The organism is Acinetobacter sp. 18QD2AZ41W, from assembly GCF_009829025.1.
Taxonomy (GTDB): domain Bacteria; phylum Pseudomonadota; class Gammaproteobacteria; order Pseudomonadales; family Moraxellaceae; genus Acinetobacter; species Acinetobacter pseudolwoffii.
On record NZ_WURP01000002.1, the window covers coordinates 119561 to 133415 of the forward strand.

Genomic DNA, 13855 nt, shown 5'->3' on the forward strand with positions numbered 1-13855 from the left:
ATTATAGCGGAGTTTAATCAACACACTATAACACTTTGGCATAAACAAGCTTAGGCTATTTCACATATTGCCGAGGGCTTTGCCCAAACCAGCCTTTAAAGGCATGGTTAAAAGCAGCCGGCTCGGAATAGCCCAACAACTCAGCAATCATTTCAATTGAATACTGTTTATATTCAATCAATCGCAAAGCTTTATCTTTAATAATGTCTTCGCGAATCTGTTTATAACTGGTATCACACTGCTGTAACTGATGCCGCAAGGTTCGCTCCGGAATATTTAGCGCCTGCGCAGTTTCGGCCATGCTCGGCATCAAACCGCTTTGTATTTCCAGATAATCCTGAACGCGCTGCACCACTGTCGGTGTCTGCTCATCCTGTTGCAAACGTTGCAATTCAGCAAAACACTTGGCTTCATACAGCGCAAAGGTCACCGTATCCGCAGACGGAATTTTAATATCCAGAACTGCTTCATCAAACCAGAATGCCGCACTTGGTGCATCGAACTGAACCTGTGTCCCATAATAATCATGATAGACCTTTAAGGTATTCGGCTCTTGCGGATGGGCAAATGGTAACTCGATCCGTAAATCAGGTTTGGACAGGCCCATCATTTTGTAGATATCACGGATAAACTTGAAAGTTCCCGAAATCTCCGCCTGTGCCAGCAACACACCCAGACCATCTTCCAGATTTTTCGGTCGATAACACAACGCGCTATGATGCTCGCTTTGTTGCAAACCCAATTGTCCTGTCAAATGCGTCAACTGTTGAAAGCGGATCACCTGATGCAGCGCATCACGTACCGTCGGACTGGTAACCAGTAACATCAACAACGGACCATAACCTGCCAATGCATAATGCTGGCCAATCAATAATCCCTGTTCAGCTTCGATTTCCTGCCCTACGACCTTAAGTACATCATGTTCCAGACTCGGATGAATAATCGAGCCAGGATCAAAGGCATCGACACGCAGTCCAATGTTTTGCAGCTTCTGATCGACGTCTATGCCCGCCTTGCGCATACCTTGAATCAAATACATCAGACTGAGAACAGAACGTTTCATAACCATACAAATACAATGTGATAGTCTTAGTTGTACTATAAAAATAAGTGTACTGCTATTGCCGTTTAGATCAATTTTAGGTCTAATCTTTTATCAGTGAATGATGATAATAATCTCTTATTAAAATAAGCAAGGAATGCAATGATGCTGGAAAATACAAGTGCCACCCGCTCGCCACCCTTTACCAAAGTCGCCATTATTGGCGCCGGTTTTGGCGGTATTGCCATGGCAATACGTTTACAGCAGCAAGGCATCCATGATTTTATTCTGCTGGAAAAAGGCAATGAATTTGGTGGAACCTGGCGAGACAACCAGTACCCTGGCGCAGCCTGTGATGTGCAGTCACATTTATATTCCCTGTCATTTGCGCCGAAAAGCAACTGGTCAAAACGCTATGCCGAAGCACCCGAGATATTTTCCTATATTCAGGATCTGGTAAACGATTATAAGCTACGTGCTTTCTGCCGCTTAAATACTGAAGTCCTTTCAGCGCATTACCAGGCAGAGCGCTGTCTGTGGCAATTGCAGTTACAAGATCAAAGTATCCTGGAAGCCCAATTTGTCATATTTGCTTCAGGGCCTTTGCACATTCCCCAGATTCCACCTATCCCCGGTATTGAGAAGTTTCAAGGGAAAGTCTTTCATTCTGCACAATGGGATCATACTTATGATTTAAATGGAAAAAATGTCGCATCGATTGGCACAGGTGGCAGCGCCATTCAATATGTTCCGGAAATTGCCCCACAATGCAAACAACTCTATGTCATGCAACGTACTGCAGCCTGGATCATTCCTCGCGATGAACGTGTCTATCACCATCTCGAAAAGACACTATTTGAAAAATATGACTGGTTCCGAAAACTGCACCGTGCCCGCTTATATTGGTCAAATGAATCGCGGGTTATCCCCATCGTTAAACCCGGAATCATGAAATACACCCAGAAACTGGCAGAACTGTTCATCAAATACCAGATTAAAGATCCTGAGTTAGCTCAAAAACTCACTCCGGATTACATCATGGGTTGTAAACGTATTCTGGTTTCCAATAGCTATTTCCCGACTTTTAACCGCAGGAATGTAGAACTGGTGACTGAAAAGATTCAGGAACTCACTGAAAATAGCATCATTACCCAAGATGGTCAGGAGCGGCCAATTGACTGTCTGATTTATGGCACCGGGTTCATTACTGATCCACGCATCTATATGAAGAATTTTCAATGTACTGGGCTGGATAATCTACAGCTCAATGAGGTCTGGAAACAGGGGGCTGAAAGTTATTATGGAATTTGCATGAAAGGTTTCCCAAACCTGTTTCAATTACTGGGCCCAAATACCCTATTGGCACACAACTCTGTGATTTTTATGATTGAGGCACAAGTTGACTATATCTTGCAGCTCATGCAGCGGGTCGATCAATCACATAGCGATGCCATTATGGTCAAAGAGCAGGCGCAAGATACATTTAATCAGCAGGTGCAACATATGTTTGAACAGACCGTATGGCAATCTGGCTGTGTCAGCTGGTATCAGCAGGAAGGTGGCAAGAATTTTGCCCTATGGCCGACTTATACCTGGAAATACTGGCTGAAAACCAAGAAACCCAATACCGCAGATTATCGATTATTCAATAAAGTTAGCTAAAAGCTTTTCACCATCTAGCATCAAGCGATGGCATAATTTAAAGATAATTTTTTCAATCTATTAAACTTATGCAATCGCTTTGGCTCATCTTTCAGCTTCTTCTCTGTTTGGCACTCGGTTTTGCTTTGGCGAAACGGATTCCAGTATCGATGATTAAAATCTGTTTCAAGCTCTTACCTTATTTTAGCTATGTGTTACTGATTGCGATTTCCTTTGAATTCTCACAGCTTGTGGATGAATTACAGCATCCCCTACAGATTCTGAGTACATCCATCAGCATTGCCTTTCTGACATCACTCGGTGCTTTTGCTATTTGCTATTTGCTGTTCAAGTGGGCTGGTTTTCTTCCCAGTTCAGGCAGAGTATCCCTTGATCTGGTAATTAAATCCTTAGTGAATATGAGTTATGCTTTTTTGGCACTCGCAGGCGGATACTTTTTACATGCTGGCTTGAGTCTGTTTGATCTGTCCTTACACATTAGCACCTGGCATTTGTTACTGGTATTTATGTTTTTCATTGGTTTAGATCTGGCTTATTCGCCACTGGATCGTTCTTGGTTAAATATCAAAATTCTTCTGGTTCCGATCGGTTGTATCTTCGGTTCATTATTCGCAGTTATGCTGTATTCATTCTGGAACACACAGATTGGCCTGAAAGATTTGATCATGCTGTCACAAGGCTATGGATTTTACTCAATGTCAGGCGTTGTCGTGACCGAGCTTCGAAATGCAGAACTCGGCAGCATTGCACTAATGAATGACCTGTTTAGAGAAATTTTTGCCATCTTACTGATGTATTGTATGGGCTGGAGATACCCGAGATCTGCCATTTCCGCAGCAGGTGCAACTGCAATGGATGTGACTTTACCGATGGTTAAGCAGGCTTGCGGTCACGATTTTATTCCGCATGCTATGGTCAGTGGATTTATTTTGTCACTGTTAGCACCAGTCATGGTGAGTGTACTGGCAGCGATTTAATTGCTTTATTGCTTTCTCAATCTCCCTAAATCTCTCTTTTCTAAAGAGGAACTCTCCTTCCTGACTAAGTTCTAAAGCAGGATTTTAAAACGAAGCACAAGCAAGAAGGGCTGACTAAAAACTTAAATCAATATCACTTAAGGCATCGCCTACTGTTTCAATAACATCCGAAGCAAGGCTGATGGCATCAGATGCCAAACTGACCACATCGATCCCTGCTGTCCAATCTGCTGAGCTTGCCTGCTGTTGTTGCTGTTCTTGTTGCTTAAGCTGTTCCGCCTGTTGAACATTTTGAATCACGTCATTCTGTTCTTTTTCTAATTGTGGTTCAGATGAAGTCATCATTTTTCCTTTTTATTTTATAACCATTTTTTTCAATAGGCGGATTCAAGCGGCAAGTGCAACAGTATAAAAAAAGCCTTTCGACTGAAAGGCTTTTTGTCATTCAAACCATATTAAAGCGTTGCCAAAATATCTTTTAAAGTCTGACGCATATTCTTAGACTGGGTAATAGGACGGCCAATCACCAAATGAGTCGAGCCGTCCAGCATCGCCTGTTTCGGTGTCACAATACGCTTCTGATCATCGGCATTTGAGCCTTCAGGACGAATACCGGGTGTTACCAAAGCAAAGTCTTGGCCTAATGTTTCACGTAACATTTTTGCTTCTTGAGCTGAACACACCACCCCGTCCAGGCCACTGTTTTTGGTCAGTTGAGCCAGACGCTTGACATGCTCATTTGGCTCAATATCCAGACCAATATCTTTGAGGTCTTCACGACCCATTGAAGTCAGCACTGTCACAGCAATGAGTTGAGTTTTATAGTTGCCTGCTTGTAAACGCTCCACACAGGTTTCCATCATTTTTCGGCCACCAGATGCATGTACATTCACCATCCATACACCCAAATCAGCTGCCGCGCAGACTGCCTGTGCAGTCGTATTTGGAATATCATGAAATTTCAGATCCAGAAATACATCAAAACCTTTGTCTTGAAGTGCTCTGACAATGATTGGACCTTCATGGGTAAATAACTCTTTGCCCACTTTTAGTCGACACAAGGCAGGATCTAGCTGTTCTGCAATGGCTAAGGCATCAAATTGGCTTTTGGCATCTAGTGCAACAATGATACTCAAGAGATTATCCCTTCAAATAGGCAAAAAATAAGCCCATTATAATGGGCTTTGATTTTCATTGGTAATATCTAATACAGTTTTTTCATGCCGGGTATGGGCTGCTGCTTCAGCGGCCATTAACTTGGCTGTATTCAACTGTTCCTTACGCAGATGTTCAATGTCTTTACGTAATCGCTTGATTTCCCAATTGGTCTGGAAAACCCGGAAGATTTGAACGCCCAATAACAGGCCTAACACGACGCCTAGAGATAGGGTAAGGAGCAGCAATAATCCTAGACGCATTGCAGGAACTTGAGTAAATAACAAGTCCACGGACAATTCGGTACCATTTTGCAAAACCAAAGCCAATGAATAGCCAAACAGCACCAATAAAAGAACGACCAGAACGTAACGCATGAACACCCCGTAAATATTTACAATTATTTATTTGCAGATTCGTTTACAGCATCACGAAGGGCCTTACCTGGCTTAAAGTGCGGAACTGCTTTTGCAGCCACTTCTACAGATTTACCAGTTTTAGGGTTACGACCCACGCGTGGCTCACGATGATGCAATGCAAAACTACCAAATCCGCGAATCTCGATACGATTGTCAGATGATAAAGCTTCTATCATTTGATCAATCATAATTTTAACCGCTTCTTCCACTAAAGGCTCGGCCAAATGCGGATTTTTTAATGCAATGCGCTCTATTAAGTCAGACTTATTAAGTGCTTCAGTAGTCATCTGCGACCTCTTTAATTATCAAGCTACTTGGGATCTATTTCCCGATAATAACCTGTTTAAATACAAAACGGTAGCGCAATAATTAAATACTACGCTACCGTTTACAGTATTTGTATAAAAAGTATTAGTTAACTTACATTAACAATACAATTCAAACGTCTACTTAGTTGCCCATTTGAGCTTTGATCAGGTCACCAATCGTCTTAGGACCATTGTCTTGACCAGCAGCTGGCGCTGTTTTCAAGTTAGCAACTGCTTCTTTCTCTTCAGCTTCGTCTTTCGCTTTGATAGACAAGTTGATTGCGCGAGATTTACGATCAACGTTGATGATCTTCGCTTCCACTTCTTGACCAACTTCAAGGAACTTAGTTGCATCTTCAACGCGATCGCGGTTGATTTCAGATGCTTTCAGAGTCGCTTCAACTTCGTCAGCCAACTTAACAGTCGCGCCTTTCGCATCAACTGCAGTTACAGTACCTTTAACCAACGCACCGCGTTCGTTAGCAGCAAGGAAGTCATTGAACGGATCGTTGTTCATTTGCTTGATGCCAAGGCTGATACGGTTGCCTTCAGCGTCTACAGAAAGGATAACCGCTTCAACAGTGTCGCCTTTCTTGTAACGACGAATCGCTTCTTCGCCTTGTTCGTTCCAAGAAATATCAGACAAGTGAACTAGACCGTCGATACCGCCTGGTAAACCGATGAAGATACCAAAGTCAGTGATAGATTTGATCGTACCAGAAACTTTTTCGCCTTTGTCGTGGTCTTTAGCAAACTCTTCCCATGGGTTAGCACGAGTTTGTTTGATACCAAGAGAAATACGACGACGCTCTTCATCAACTTCAAGAACCATAACATCAACTTCATCACCGATCTGAACAACTTTAGATGGGTGGATGTTTTTGTTCGTGTGATCCATTTCTGAAACGTGTACTAAACCTTCAACGCCTTCAGCAATTTCAGCGAAACAACCGTAGTCAGTCAGGTTAGTTACGCGCGCTTTAACGATTGAACCTTTAGGGTAACGGTTCATGATCGCTAACCATGGATCTTCGCCAAGTTGTTTAAGACCTAGAGAAACACGGTTACGCTCGCGGTCGAACTTAAGTACTTTAACAGTAACTTCTTGACCCACTTCAACAACTTCTGAAGGATGCTTGATGCGTTTCCAAGCCATATCAGTGATGTGAAGAAGACCGTCAATACCGCCAAGGTCAACGAATGCACCGTAGTCAGTAAGGTTTTTGATCGTACCAGTAACAGTTTGACCTTCTTCAAGCTGAGCAAGAAGAGCTTCACGGTCAGCTGAAGATTCAGCTTCCATAACAGCACGACGTGAAACAACAACGTTGTTACGTTTAGCGTCAAGTTTGATTACTTTAAATTCTAACTCTTTGCCTTCTAGGTGAGTCGTATCACGAATAGGACGAGTATCAACTAAAGAACCTGGAAGGAACGCACGTACTGGACCGATGTCAACAGTGAAACCGCCTTTAACTTTACCAGAGATAACACCAGTAACGATTTCGCCGTCTTCAAAGATTTTTTCAAGTTTAGTCCAAGTCTCAGCGCGTTTAGCTTTTTCGCGAGAAAGAACAGTTTGACCCATACCGTTGTCAAGCGCTTCAACAACTACGTCTACAGTGTCGCCAACTTGAACTTCAAGTTCGCGCTGTTCATTTAAGAACTCAGCACGGTCAACAACGCCTTCAGATTTAAGGCCAGTGTCAACAGTTACCCAATCAGAGTCAATGCTTACTACAACGCCCTGGATAACTGCACCCTTTTCAACGTTGAGGTTTAATTCACTTGCTTCAAAGAGGGCTGCAAAAGATTCGGTCATGATATTTCCGATAAAGTCAGCGGTCTTGGATCAGACAAGGCCGGTTTAATTAAGCATCTACATAGTCCATATAAAACTGATCAAGCTATGCGTTTGCTGATAAAATCAGGTTAATTGGCTAACTGCTGGTCCACATAAGTGGTCATCAACTGGAATACCTCATCAATGTTCAAATTTGAACTATCGATAATGTAAGCATCGTCGGCAGGCTTGAGTGGAGCGACAGTGCGTTCCATATCTCGTTTATCACGCGCGATGATATTAGCTAAAATATCGTTTATTTTAACATCCAGCCCCATACCCTGCAACTGCTTTACACGTCTTTGCGCGCGCGATTCAGCCGATGCAGTCAAATATATTTTAGCCTGAGCTTGCGGGAAGATACTTGTGGCCATATCGCGGCCATCTGCCACCAGACCAGGTGCCTGTGCAAAAGCATGTTGACGTGAAACCATTACCATTCTAAGCTCAGGAATTGCAGCAACTTTTGAAGCAAATTCTCCGACGCGTTCAGTTCGAATGGTCTGGGAAACATCTTCGCCATCCAAGTACACCTGCACCCCGGTTTCGCTACTGACAAACTGGATATCCAGATTTGTTGCGATTTGTACGCATTCTGGCAACTTAATATCCATTAAATCCAGTAAATCATGGTGATGCAATGACAAACCCAAAAGTCGGTAGAGCGCGCCAGAATCCAATAAGTGAAACTGATAATGTGCAGCCAGTTTTGCTGCCAACGTGCCTTTGCCAGACCCACTTGGACCATCAATAGTAATAATTTGAACTGTCATTGCTTTCCCGTTGTTGTTTAAACAGATTTTGCGAGTTTCGTCAGGCCTAGTTTAATCGCTGCCTGTAACTGTGCAAGAATTAATTTACTCACAAAAGGCGCACGCGCCTGTAATTCAATCGTATAGGTGACCAGGGTTTTATCATCGGCCAGCGCTTCAAATTCGATAATCCCCAGATGATGCTTGATCAATGGATTTTTAATAATCTGATATTCAATACGAGCATTCGGCTCAAACAATGTAATCTGTTCTTTCAGCGGCTTGAGCGGCCCCACCCCCATAGCACGCACCGAACCTAGTCCATCCGGATGTTCAGCATCTGCAGAATCCTTGATTCGTTCAACCTGCATCGGCGCAAAGGCAATATTATAGGTGGCATGCTTAGACATTAAATCAAAGACTTCATCAATCGATGCCGGAAATTCTTTTTTTACTTGAATGCTATGCATTATTTTTCCTGAAATTATAGATTCGAAACTAAGGAATTTTAGCGATAAAGTAGATTTATTTCTGCGTATTTAATAATTTTTCTTGTAACCTGAGTTGCCGCTTCTGCTCACGACGCAACTTGAAAAATGCACTAAGCTGTTCGGAGCATTGCTGCTGCATGCAGCCTGCTTCAAAGGAAAATACATGATTATAATAGCCCGTTTCAAATAATTGACGTGCACTGACCAGTGAACCCGCTTTCGCTTCAAATGCGCCAAATACTACCCGTGAAACCCGTGAATGTACCAAAGCACCAACACACATGGTGCACGGCTCAAGGGTTACATACAGCACTGCATCGTCAGGTAGTCGATAATTCTGGATATTTTGACAGGCATCACGCAGCGCCACAATCTCGGCATGCGCGGTCGGATCATTTAAGGAAATCGGCGCATTAAAGCCCTGACCAATGATCTGATTCTGACTAACAATAATCGCACCCACCGGAATTTCGCCCTGTGCGGCAGCAAGTGCAGCCTGCGCATAGGCAAGCTGCATCCAGTATTCATGACTCAATTGTGTTTCGGACATGTAAGACTTAAATCACACCATACTGTTTTAACAAGGCATTCCAGCTTTCAATATTGGTCACCGGAGGGTTTGCAGACAAAATACCTTTTAAGCTCATATCTGCACCCTTTTTCCATGCAGGAGAAAGGTCTTTATCCACCAGACGCGCGCGTACCCCCTCAACGAAATCATGATGACGGATTTTCCAGTCAGAAATCTGGGTTTCCAGTTCAAAAATTTCATTCCAGGAATGTACCTGTTTACCCCATTGCCAGAGCAACCAGGTCAATGCAGCTGTAGTTGGTGAACCTTTTTGCAGATTTTCACTGGCTTGACGCAACCAGTCACTGCGCGCATCACTCAGACCGATAATCGATTCATAATCATGCTCGAAGTTGACACCACGACAAACACTATGAATCACATCCAGAGAGTTTTGCAGTGGTCCTGGCCCTACCGGACGATGCATACTATTTAAAGTGTCATCAATGGCACGGAAGTCACCGGCAGGATAATGATCCCAGTCAATATTAATCACTTTATCTAAAACTGAATCACGCTGTGCATCACAAATATGTGTTGCCCAGCCAATCCCATAAGCACCTGCAGCGGTCATGATTGAACCGGTCAAGCCGGTAAATAAACCAATCGCGCCCCGATCGGCCAGGAAGCGAGTTGCACCCACATCGGGATATAAACCGATATTGATTTCAGGCATCGCCAAACGCGAATACGGCGTCACTAAACGGAAAGGTGCCGCCATAAACAGACCAAGGCCCCCACCCATCACATAACCTTCACCCCAGACCAAAACCGGTTTGGCATAATTATGCAATAACAGATCCAGCGCATATTCCTGTTCAAAAAACTTATTGGCAGCCGCCACTTCATCGTTAATGACCAGTTGACGTAATTTACGCACATCGCCGCCGGCACAGAATGCTTTCGGTGTGGTTGAATCTAACCAGATCGCTTTTACGCTGTCATCCGTATGAAAATCCTGAAATACTTCCAAAAGTGCAGAAGCAATCGATTCATCCAGAGCATGCAAAGACTTTGGACGATTTAAACGAACGATACGCCAGCCATTATGCGCTTCTTCAACGATCAAATCCGGATGATAAGTTTTATTAAGGGGAGAATATGTCATGCGTCCAGCTGCCAATCTATAGGCTCAATGCCATGTTGTTTGAGATAGTTATTCGATTTTGAAAATACTTTACAACCAAAAAAACCACCACGGTTTGCGGCCAAAGGCGATGGATGTGCGGCCTTTAACACAAGATGCTTGTCCTGATTGATGCGCTGTCCTTTACGCTGTGCGTATGCGCCCCAAAGAATAAAGACAATATGTTCACGCTGCTCATTTAAAACATCAATGACGTGATCGGTGAATTCCTCCCAACCACGCTTTTGATGCGAAGTCGGCTGACCTGCTTCTACGGTCAGTACTGCATTTAACAGAAGCACACCCTGCTCCGCCCAATGCGTCAAGTCACCATGCTTTGGTCGTTCAACCCCGACATCCGCATGTAACTCGTGGAAAATATTACGCAAAGATGGCGGCAATGCAACCCCTTTTTGCACCGAAAAGCTTAATCCATGCGCCTGATTCGGGCCATGATAAGGATCTTGCCCTAAAATGACTACTTTAACCCGATCGAGCGGCGTGGTATTCAAGGCATTAAAAATCAGATGATTGGGAGGATAAATTGTTTTATCTGCTTTTTTTTCTTCAACCAGAAAAGCTTTTAATTCGTCCATTTTCGGACTGAGTAAAAACTCACTCAATCCATATTTCCAGCTTTCATCCAACTGAACCTTATTCAGTTTGGCCAGTTGCTGTTCATTTAAAGACATTCTTCAATCCTAAATCTATGTCAATGGATTTCAAGTCACGCAGACTTTAAATCTGTACCTGTAAATCTACAGTCGGGTTATGAAATGCTGTGCCCTGTTTCAGCTTGTTCAACATGTCCGGATCGGTCCATTCAGCTTGCACCTGTTCAGAAAACTCAATTTGATCCAGACTCAGAATGCCCATCTGTTCATTTTGAATATCTTCTAAAAAGCTTTGTGCATAACCGGTATCGGTTTCATGCATAATCACAGAATAGACTTCGACATCACCTTCGCCATTTTGAGTCACGGTCGATGCCAGCACTTGTTGCGCCAGAAAGAAAAAGATACGTGAAAACTGCTCTGCCGATGGTGATACCGGTAACGACACCCACCGCGCACTGAAAGTTTTGCAAGCCTGAATATATTCCGGGTCGTCATTTTGCCAGAAACAGATCGCATGATCGAAAGAATCAAAGAAATCCTTAATCACACCTTTAAGCAGACCAAAGTCATAGACCATTTGCCCATGATCTAACTTCGAGGCTTTTAACAGTAGCTCGACTTTATAACTATGGCCATGGATTGAACGCTTACAGCGATCTGACGTGCAGTTACGCACAATATGAGCATTCTCAAACTTAAATAACTTACGAATTAACATATGCCGTAATGTCGTCAAAAAATAGGTGAATTGATTTTGATTATAAAGCAAAACTACAGCTTTGAGGATTAATTTTGCTGTTCAGCCTGATAGGGAAAAGGGATCAAGCTGCTGTTCAGATTTAGACTAACGGTATAACTGAATAAGCCCTGACTAAAAGGGTTCCATACTGCGATAAGCCACATATACCTGTTTGTCCTGACGAACCAGATCACTACTGAACTGGCGCTTGCGTTCACTCAAGACCACTTCGATCTGAGCTTTAAAATAATTGGATTGCACTCCGAGCAGGCTATTAAACAGATTACGCTTGGCAGCATCGACTTGCGCAAACGGTTCGAGTGACCATAACTCAGACACATTAGAAAAGTGTTCCAAATTGGCCTGTCGCTGATCCAGCAATTGCTGTACCGCATTCACATCCAGTTTTTCATCCATACTGGCTAAAAGAAAAGCAGATGCTGTATTAATATTGACCGGACTTTCCTGCATCGGTGCAGCACTCAGATAAGGTGCTATCAGTTTGTACTTATTTTCTTCAAAACCACGTACCAGCTTTAATTCCTCTACGCTATGAAATTTTGCATTCGGTGGTAAAGCGGCATTCGGTAAGCCTTGATAATAATTAGATTCGGCACCCATACCTCCACTCACCAGCTCGTTTTCATCCTGCCAGTCAATTACGGCTTCACTGAGCTGCGCTGGCAAACCTGCACGTTTTAAAATCAGCTCGAACCATGCTTTGGCATTTTCATTGACGCTATCTTCAGCAGTGATCAGGCTATTTAAATTAAACTTGCCCGATTCATCCTGGATGATTCCGGAAACATAGCCGTCATCGACCGGAAAAGCCGGCATCGGCTGCGCCCAGGTTTCCTGTAGATGATCAACCTCTGCGGCATTTTCAGCATCATCCACCAGTAATTCAGAAAAAAAGGCTTCGGCACTTTTGGCATACATCAGCGACTGATTTTGCCGCATCAGATAGGCGGTACTTTCAGCAGTTGCAGCCTGACGCTGGGCAATCGTGGCTGCCAGAATAGTCGCCAATGCCACCATCACCAGAATGGTAATCAGTGCAATGCCCTGCTGCTGCTTCAGCCTCTGTTTATTCATTTTCATTTTTTATGATTCTTAGCCGGGTTGACCTGTATTCTGATTATCAAGCAAAAAGTCCGTATTTAATAAACTAAACAGCCACTCATAGCTGACGCCATTCACGGTTAAATTGATTTTAATGCCTTTGGGCAAGCGCTGTTTCTGCTCTAGCTGATTTAAATCCATAGAAGAATCAGGCCACTGTGTGAGTTCATTTGGATTCAGCACCACAACCTGAAATTGCTCAACGTCCGATAATAAAATACTGGATTCAGGTTGATCACGACCGGTCTGATTCAGGTTGCGATATTTCAGTCGATACAGTTTTTTTTCATCGGCCCGATACTGATATTCAATGCGTTCATCTGGCGAAATACCCTCCTCCAGAGGATCAGTCACGCCAGTTTTACTAAAATTAAAACGGCCATTTTGCAAAACCAGAGCCGGTTGAATATCACTATTGATATTGGCCGTTAAAGGGACTGCCTGTACCGTATCCCGTAAAATTTGCTGATAGGTTTCCTGTAGCTGACCTAGACGCTGTTCATGTACTGCATTTTGATCTTTGGTTTTGACAATATAATCAAAAACTTTCCAGCCCAAAGCAGACAGTACCGCAAAGATTGCAATGGCAACCAATAATTCGACCAGGGTAAATCCTTTAGGCTTCATGGCGTATTGTTCATGCGATGATTAAAGAACATCAAGCTGCTGATCCCGGATGCAACTTGACCAGTCTCCTGATTGACCAGACTGACCTGTAGTTCAATACGCTGCACATTGGGACTGATCGTCGGTTCACTGCGCTTGTCAATTTGCCAGGTTTCGCCTTGCTGGGTCAGCTGTTTGGAGGCCGTACCATCCATCCATTGCTGATTGATTTCCATTTGAGCCACTTCGTTCAGGGCAACAAACTGTGCTTTGGTGCGCAGAATGGCATTCGAGGTTGACTGGGTATATTGCATCGCGACTTTGGTCAGCGTCATGGCTGCGGTGGCGAAAATTGCCAGTGCAACCATAACTTCCAGCAAGGTAAAGCCTGAGCTGCGATGAGTGAAATGCTGTTTCACCGCTGC

General features: G+C 43.6%; 17 protein-coding genes. 2 read left to right on the forward strand and 15 right to left on the reverse strand.

The genetic code is table 11. From position 1 onward, the window contains the following. Positions 1–55: 55 nt before the first annotated feature. On the reverse strand, positions 56–1063 hold the full coding sequence (locus tag GVV58_RS03530; protein ID WP_159516018.1) for an AraC family transcriptional regulator: 1008 nt from the start codon (positions 1061–1063) through the stop codon (positions 56–58). A gap of 144 nt (positions 1064–1207) precedes the next feature. Between GVV58_RS03530 and GVV58_RS03535 the strand changes: the two genes are divergently transcribed. Together GVV58_RS03535 and GVV58_RS03540 are read left to right on the forward strand one after the other, a co-directional pair. Continuing rightward, positions 1208–2704, forward strand: coding sequence for an NAD(P)/FAD-dependent oxidoreductase (locus GVV58_RS03535; protein WP_159516019.1), 1497 nt, complete (start codon positions 1208–1210; stop codon positions 2702–2704). A gap of 68 nt (positions 2705–2772) precedes the next feature. After that, positions 2773–3681, forward strand: coding sequence for a lysine exporter LysO family protein (locus GVV58_RS03540; RefSeq protein ID WP_005170429.1), 909 nt, complete (start codon positions 2773–2775; stop codon positions 3679–3681). A 114-nt stretch (positions 3682–3795) separates the two neighbouring features. On the opposite strand, the gene GVV58_RS03545 is transcribed toward GVV58_RS03540, so the two are convergent. From GVV58_RS03545 to gspI, 14 genes are all read right to left on the reverse strand, one after another. Then, the gene (locus GVV58_RS03545) at positions 3796–4023 is read right to left on the reverse strand and encodes a hypothetical protein (protein ID WP_100329616.1); all 228 of its coding nucleotides are present in this window, start codon (positions 4021–4023) and stop codon (positions 3796–3798) included. 113 nt (positions 4024–4136) lie between these two features. Further along, a complete protein-coding gene (gene pyrF, locus GVV58_RS03550; protein WP_005097309.1) occupies positions 4137–4817 on the reverse strand; it encodes an orotidine-5'-phosphate decarboxylase in 681 nt (226 codons plus the stop codon). A gap of 36 nt (positions 4818–4853) precedes the next feature. Then, on the reverse strand, positions 4854–5213 hold the full coding sequence (locus tag GVV58_RS03555) for a lipopolysaccharide assembly protein LapA domain-containing protein (protein ID WP_074383247.1): 360 nt from the start codon (positions 5211–5213) through the stop codon (positions 4854–4856). A gap of 23 nt (positions 5214–5236) precedes the next feature. Beyond that, positions 5237–5542 carry an integration host factor subunit beta gene (locus tag GVV58_RS03560; RefSeq protein ID WP_005097312.1) on the reverse strand — a complete coding sequence of 102 codons (306 nt, stop codon included), beginning with the start codon at positions 5540–5542 and terminating at the stop codon, positions 5237–5239. 163 nt (positions 5543–5705) lie between these two features. Next, positions 5706–7385 carry a 30S ribosomal protein S1 gene (rpsA, locus tag GVV58_RS03565; protein ID WP_005097313.1) on the reverse strand — a complete coding sequence of 560 codons (1680 nt, stop codon included), beginning with the start codon at positions 7383–7385 and terminating at the stop codon, positions 5706–5708. 110 nt (positions 7386–7495) lie between these two features. Continuing rightward, positions 7496–8179: a (d)CMP kinase gene (cmk, locus tag GVV58_RS03570; protein ID WP_159516020.1), complete on the reverse strand. Its 684-nt coding sequence runs from the start codon at positions 8177–8179 to the stop codon at positions 7496–7498. Between the two features lie 17 nt (positions 8180–8196). Then, on the reverse strand, positions 8197–8628 hold the full coding sequence (locus tag GVV58_RS03575) for an SRPBCC family protein (protein ID WP_005097315.1): 432 nt from the start codon (positions 8626–8628) through the stop codon (positions 8197–8199). A gap of 55 nt (positions 8629–8683) precedes the next feature. Then, positions 8684–9199, reverse strand: a complete 516-nt coding sequence (gene tadA, locus GVV58_RS03580; protein ID WP_100358124.1) for a tRNA adenosine(34) deaminase TadA — start codon at positions 9197–9199, stop codon at positions 8684–8686. Positions 9200–9206: 7 nt separating this feature from the next. Further along, positions 9207–10328, reverse strand: a complete 1122-nt coding sequence (locus tag GVV58_RS03585) for an enoyl-CoA hydratase/isomerase family protein (RefSeq protein WP_005097318.1) — start codon at positions 10326–10328, stop codon at positions 9207–9209. Then, positions 10325–11038, reverse strand: coding sequence for a uracil-DNA glycosylase (ung, locus tag GVV58_RS03590; RefSeq protein ID WP_005097319.1), 714 nt, complete (start codon positions 11036–11038; stop codon positions 10325–10327). The genes GVV58_RS03585 and ung overlap by 4 nt, the downstream gene beginning before the upstream one ends. Before the next feature lie 46 nt (positions 11039–11084). Then, a complete protein-coding gene (locus GVV58_RS03595) occupies positions 11085–11681 on the reverse strand; it encodes a 6-carboxytetrahydropterin synthase (RefSeq protein WP_005097321.1) in 597 nt (198 codons plus the stop codon). Positions 11682–11834: 153 nt separating this feature from the next. Further along, positions 11835–12803 (reverse strand): type II secretion system minor pseudopilin GspK, encoded by a 969-nt coding sequence (gene gspK / locus GVV58_RS03600; RefSeq protein ID WP_005097322.1) that lies wholly within the window; start codon positions 12801–12803, stop codon positions 11835–11837. A 12-nt stretch (positions 12804–12815) separates the two neighbouring features. After that, on the reverse strand, positions 12816–13451 hold the full coding sequence (gene gspJ / locus GVV58_RS03605) for a type II secretion system minor pseudopilin GspJ (protein WP_159516021.1): 636 nt from the start codon (positions 13449–13451) through the stop codon (positions 12816–12818). Further along, positions 13448–13849 carry a type II secretion system minor pseudopilin GspI gene (gene gspI / locus GVV58_RS03610; RefSeq protein ID WP_252721253.1) on the reverse strand — a complete coding sequence of 134 codons (402 nt, stop codon included), beginning with the start codon at positions 13847–13849 and terminating at the stop codon, positions 13448–13450. The genes gspJ and gspI overlap by 4 nt, the downstream gene beginning before the upstream one ends. Positions 13850–13855: the final 6 nt, after the last annotated feature.

What these genes read in the sequence shown, in the direction of transcription:
- GVV58_RS03530 (WP_159516018.1), bottom strand. Translation starts at nt 1,063, where the DNA reads ATGAAACGTTCTGTTCTCAGTCTGATGTATTTGATTCAAGGTATGCGC.
- GVV58_RS03535 (WP_159516019.1), top strand. Translation starts at nt 1,208, where the DNA reads ATGCTGGAAAATACAAGTGCCACCCGCTCGCCACCCTTTACCAAAGTC.
- GVV58_RS03540 (WP_005170429.1), top strand. Translation starts at nt 2,773, where the DNA reads ATGCAATCGCTTTGGCTCATCTTTCAGCTTCTTCTCTGTTTGGCACTC.
- GVV58_RS03545 (WP_100329616.1), bottom strand. Translation starts at nt 4,023, where the DNA reads ATGACTTCATCTGAACCACAATTAGAAAAAGAACAGAATGACGTGATT.
- GVV58_RS03555 (WP_074383247.1), bottom strand. Translation starts at nt 5,213, where the DNA reads ATGCGTTACGTTCTGGTCGTTCTTTTATTGGTGCTGTTTGGCTATTCA.
- GVV58_RS03560 (WP_005097312.1), bottom strand. Translation starts at nt 5,542, where the DNA reads ATGACTACTGAAGCACTTAATAAGTCTGACTTAATAGAGCGCATTGCA.
- rpsA (WP_005097313.1), bottom strand. Translation starts at nt 7,385, where the DNA reads ATGACCGAATCTTTTGCAGCCCTCTTTGAAGCAAGTGAATTAAACCTC.
- cmk (WP_159516020.1), bottom strand. Translation starts at nt 8,179, where the DNA reads ATGACAGTTCAAATTATTACTATTGATGGTCCAAGTGGGTCTGGCAAA.
- GVV58_RS03575 (WP_005097315.1), bottom strand. Translation starts at nt 8,628, where the DNA reads ATGCATAGCATTCAAGTAAAAAAAGAATTTCCGGCATCGATTGATGAA.
- tadA (WP_100358124.1), bottom strand. Translation starts at nt 9,199, where the DNA reads ATGTCCGAAACACAATTGAGTCATGAATACTGGATGCAGCTTGCCTAT.
- GVV58_RS03585 (WP_005097318.1), bottom strand. Translation starts at nt 10,328, where the DNA reads ATGACATATTCTCCCCTTAATAAAACTTATCATCCGGATTTGATCGTT.
- ung (WP_005097319.1), bottom strand. Translation starts at nt 11,038, where the DNA reads ATGTCTTTAAATGAACAGCAACTGGCCAAACTGAATAAGGTTCAGTTG.
- GVV58_RS03595 (WP_005097321.1), bottom strand. Translation starts at nt 11,681, where the DNA reads ATGTTAATTCGTAAGTTATTTAAGTTTGAGAATGCTCATATTGTGCGT.
- gspK (WP_005097322.1), bottom strand. Translation starts at nt 12,803, where the DNA reads ATGAAAATGAATAAACAGAGGCTGAAGCAGCAGCAGGGCATTGCACTG.
- gspJ (WP_159516021.1), bottom strand. Translation starts at nt 13,451, where the DNA reads ATGAAGCCTAAAGGATTTACCCTGGTCGAATTATTGGTTGCCATTGCA.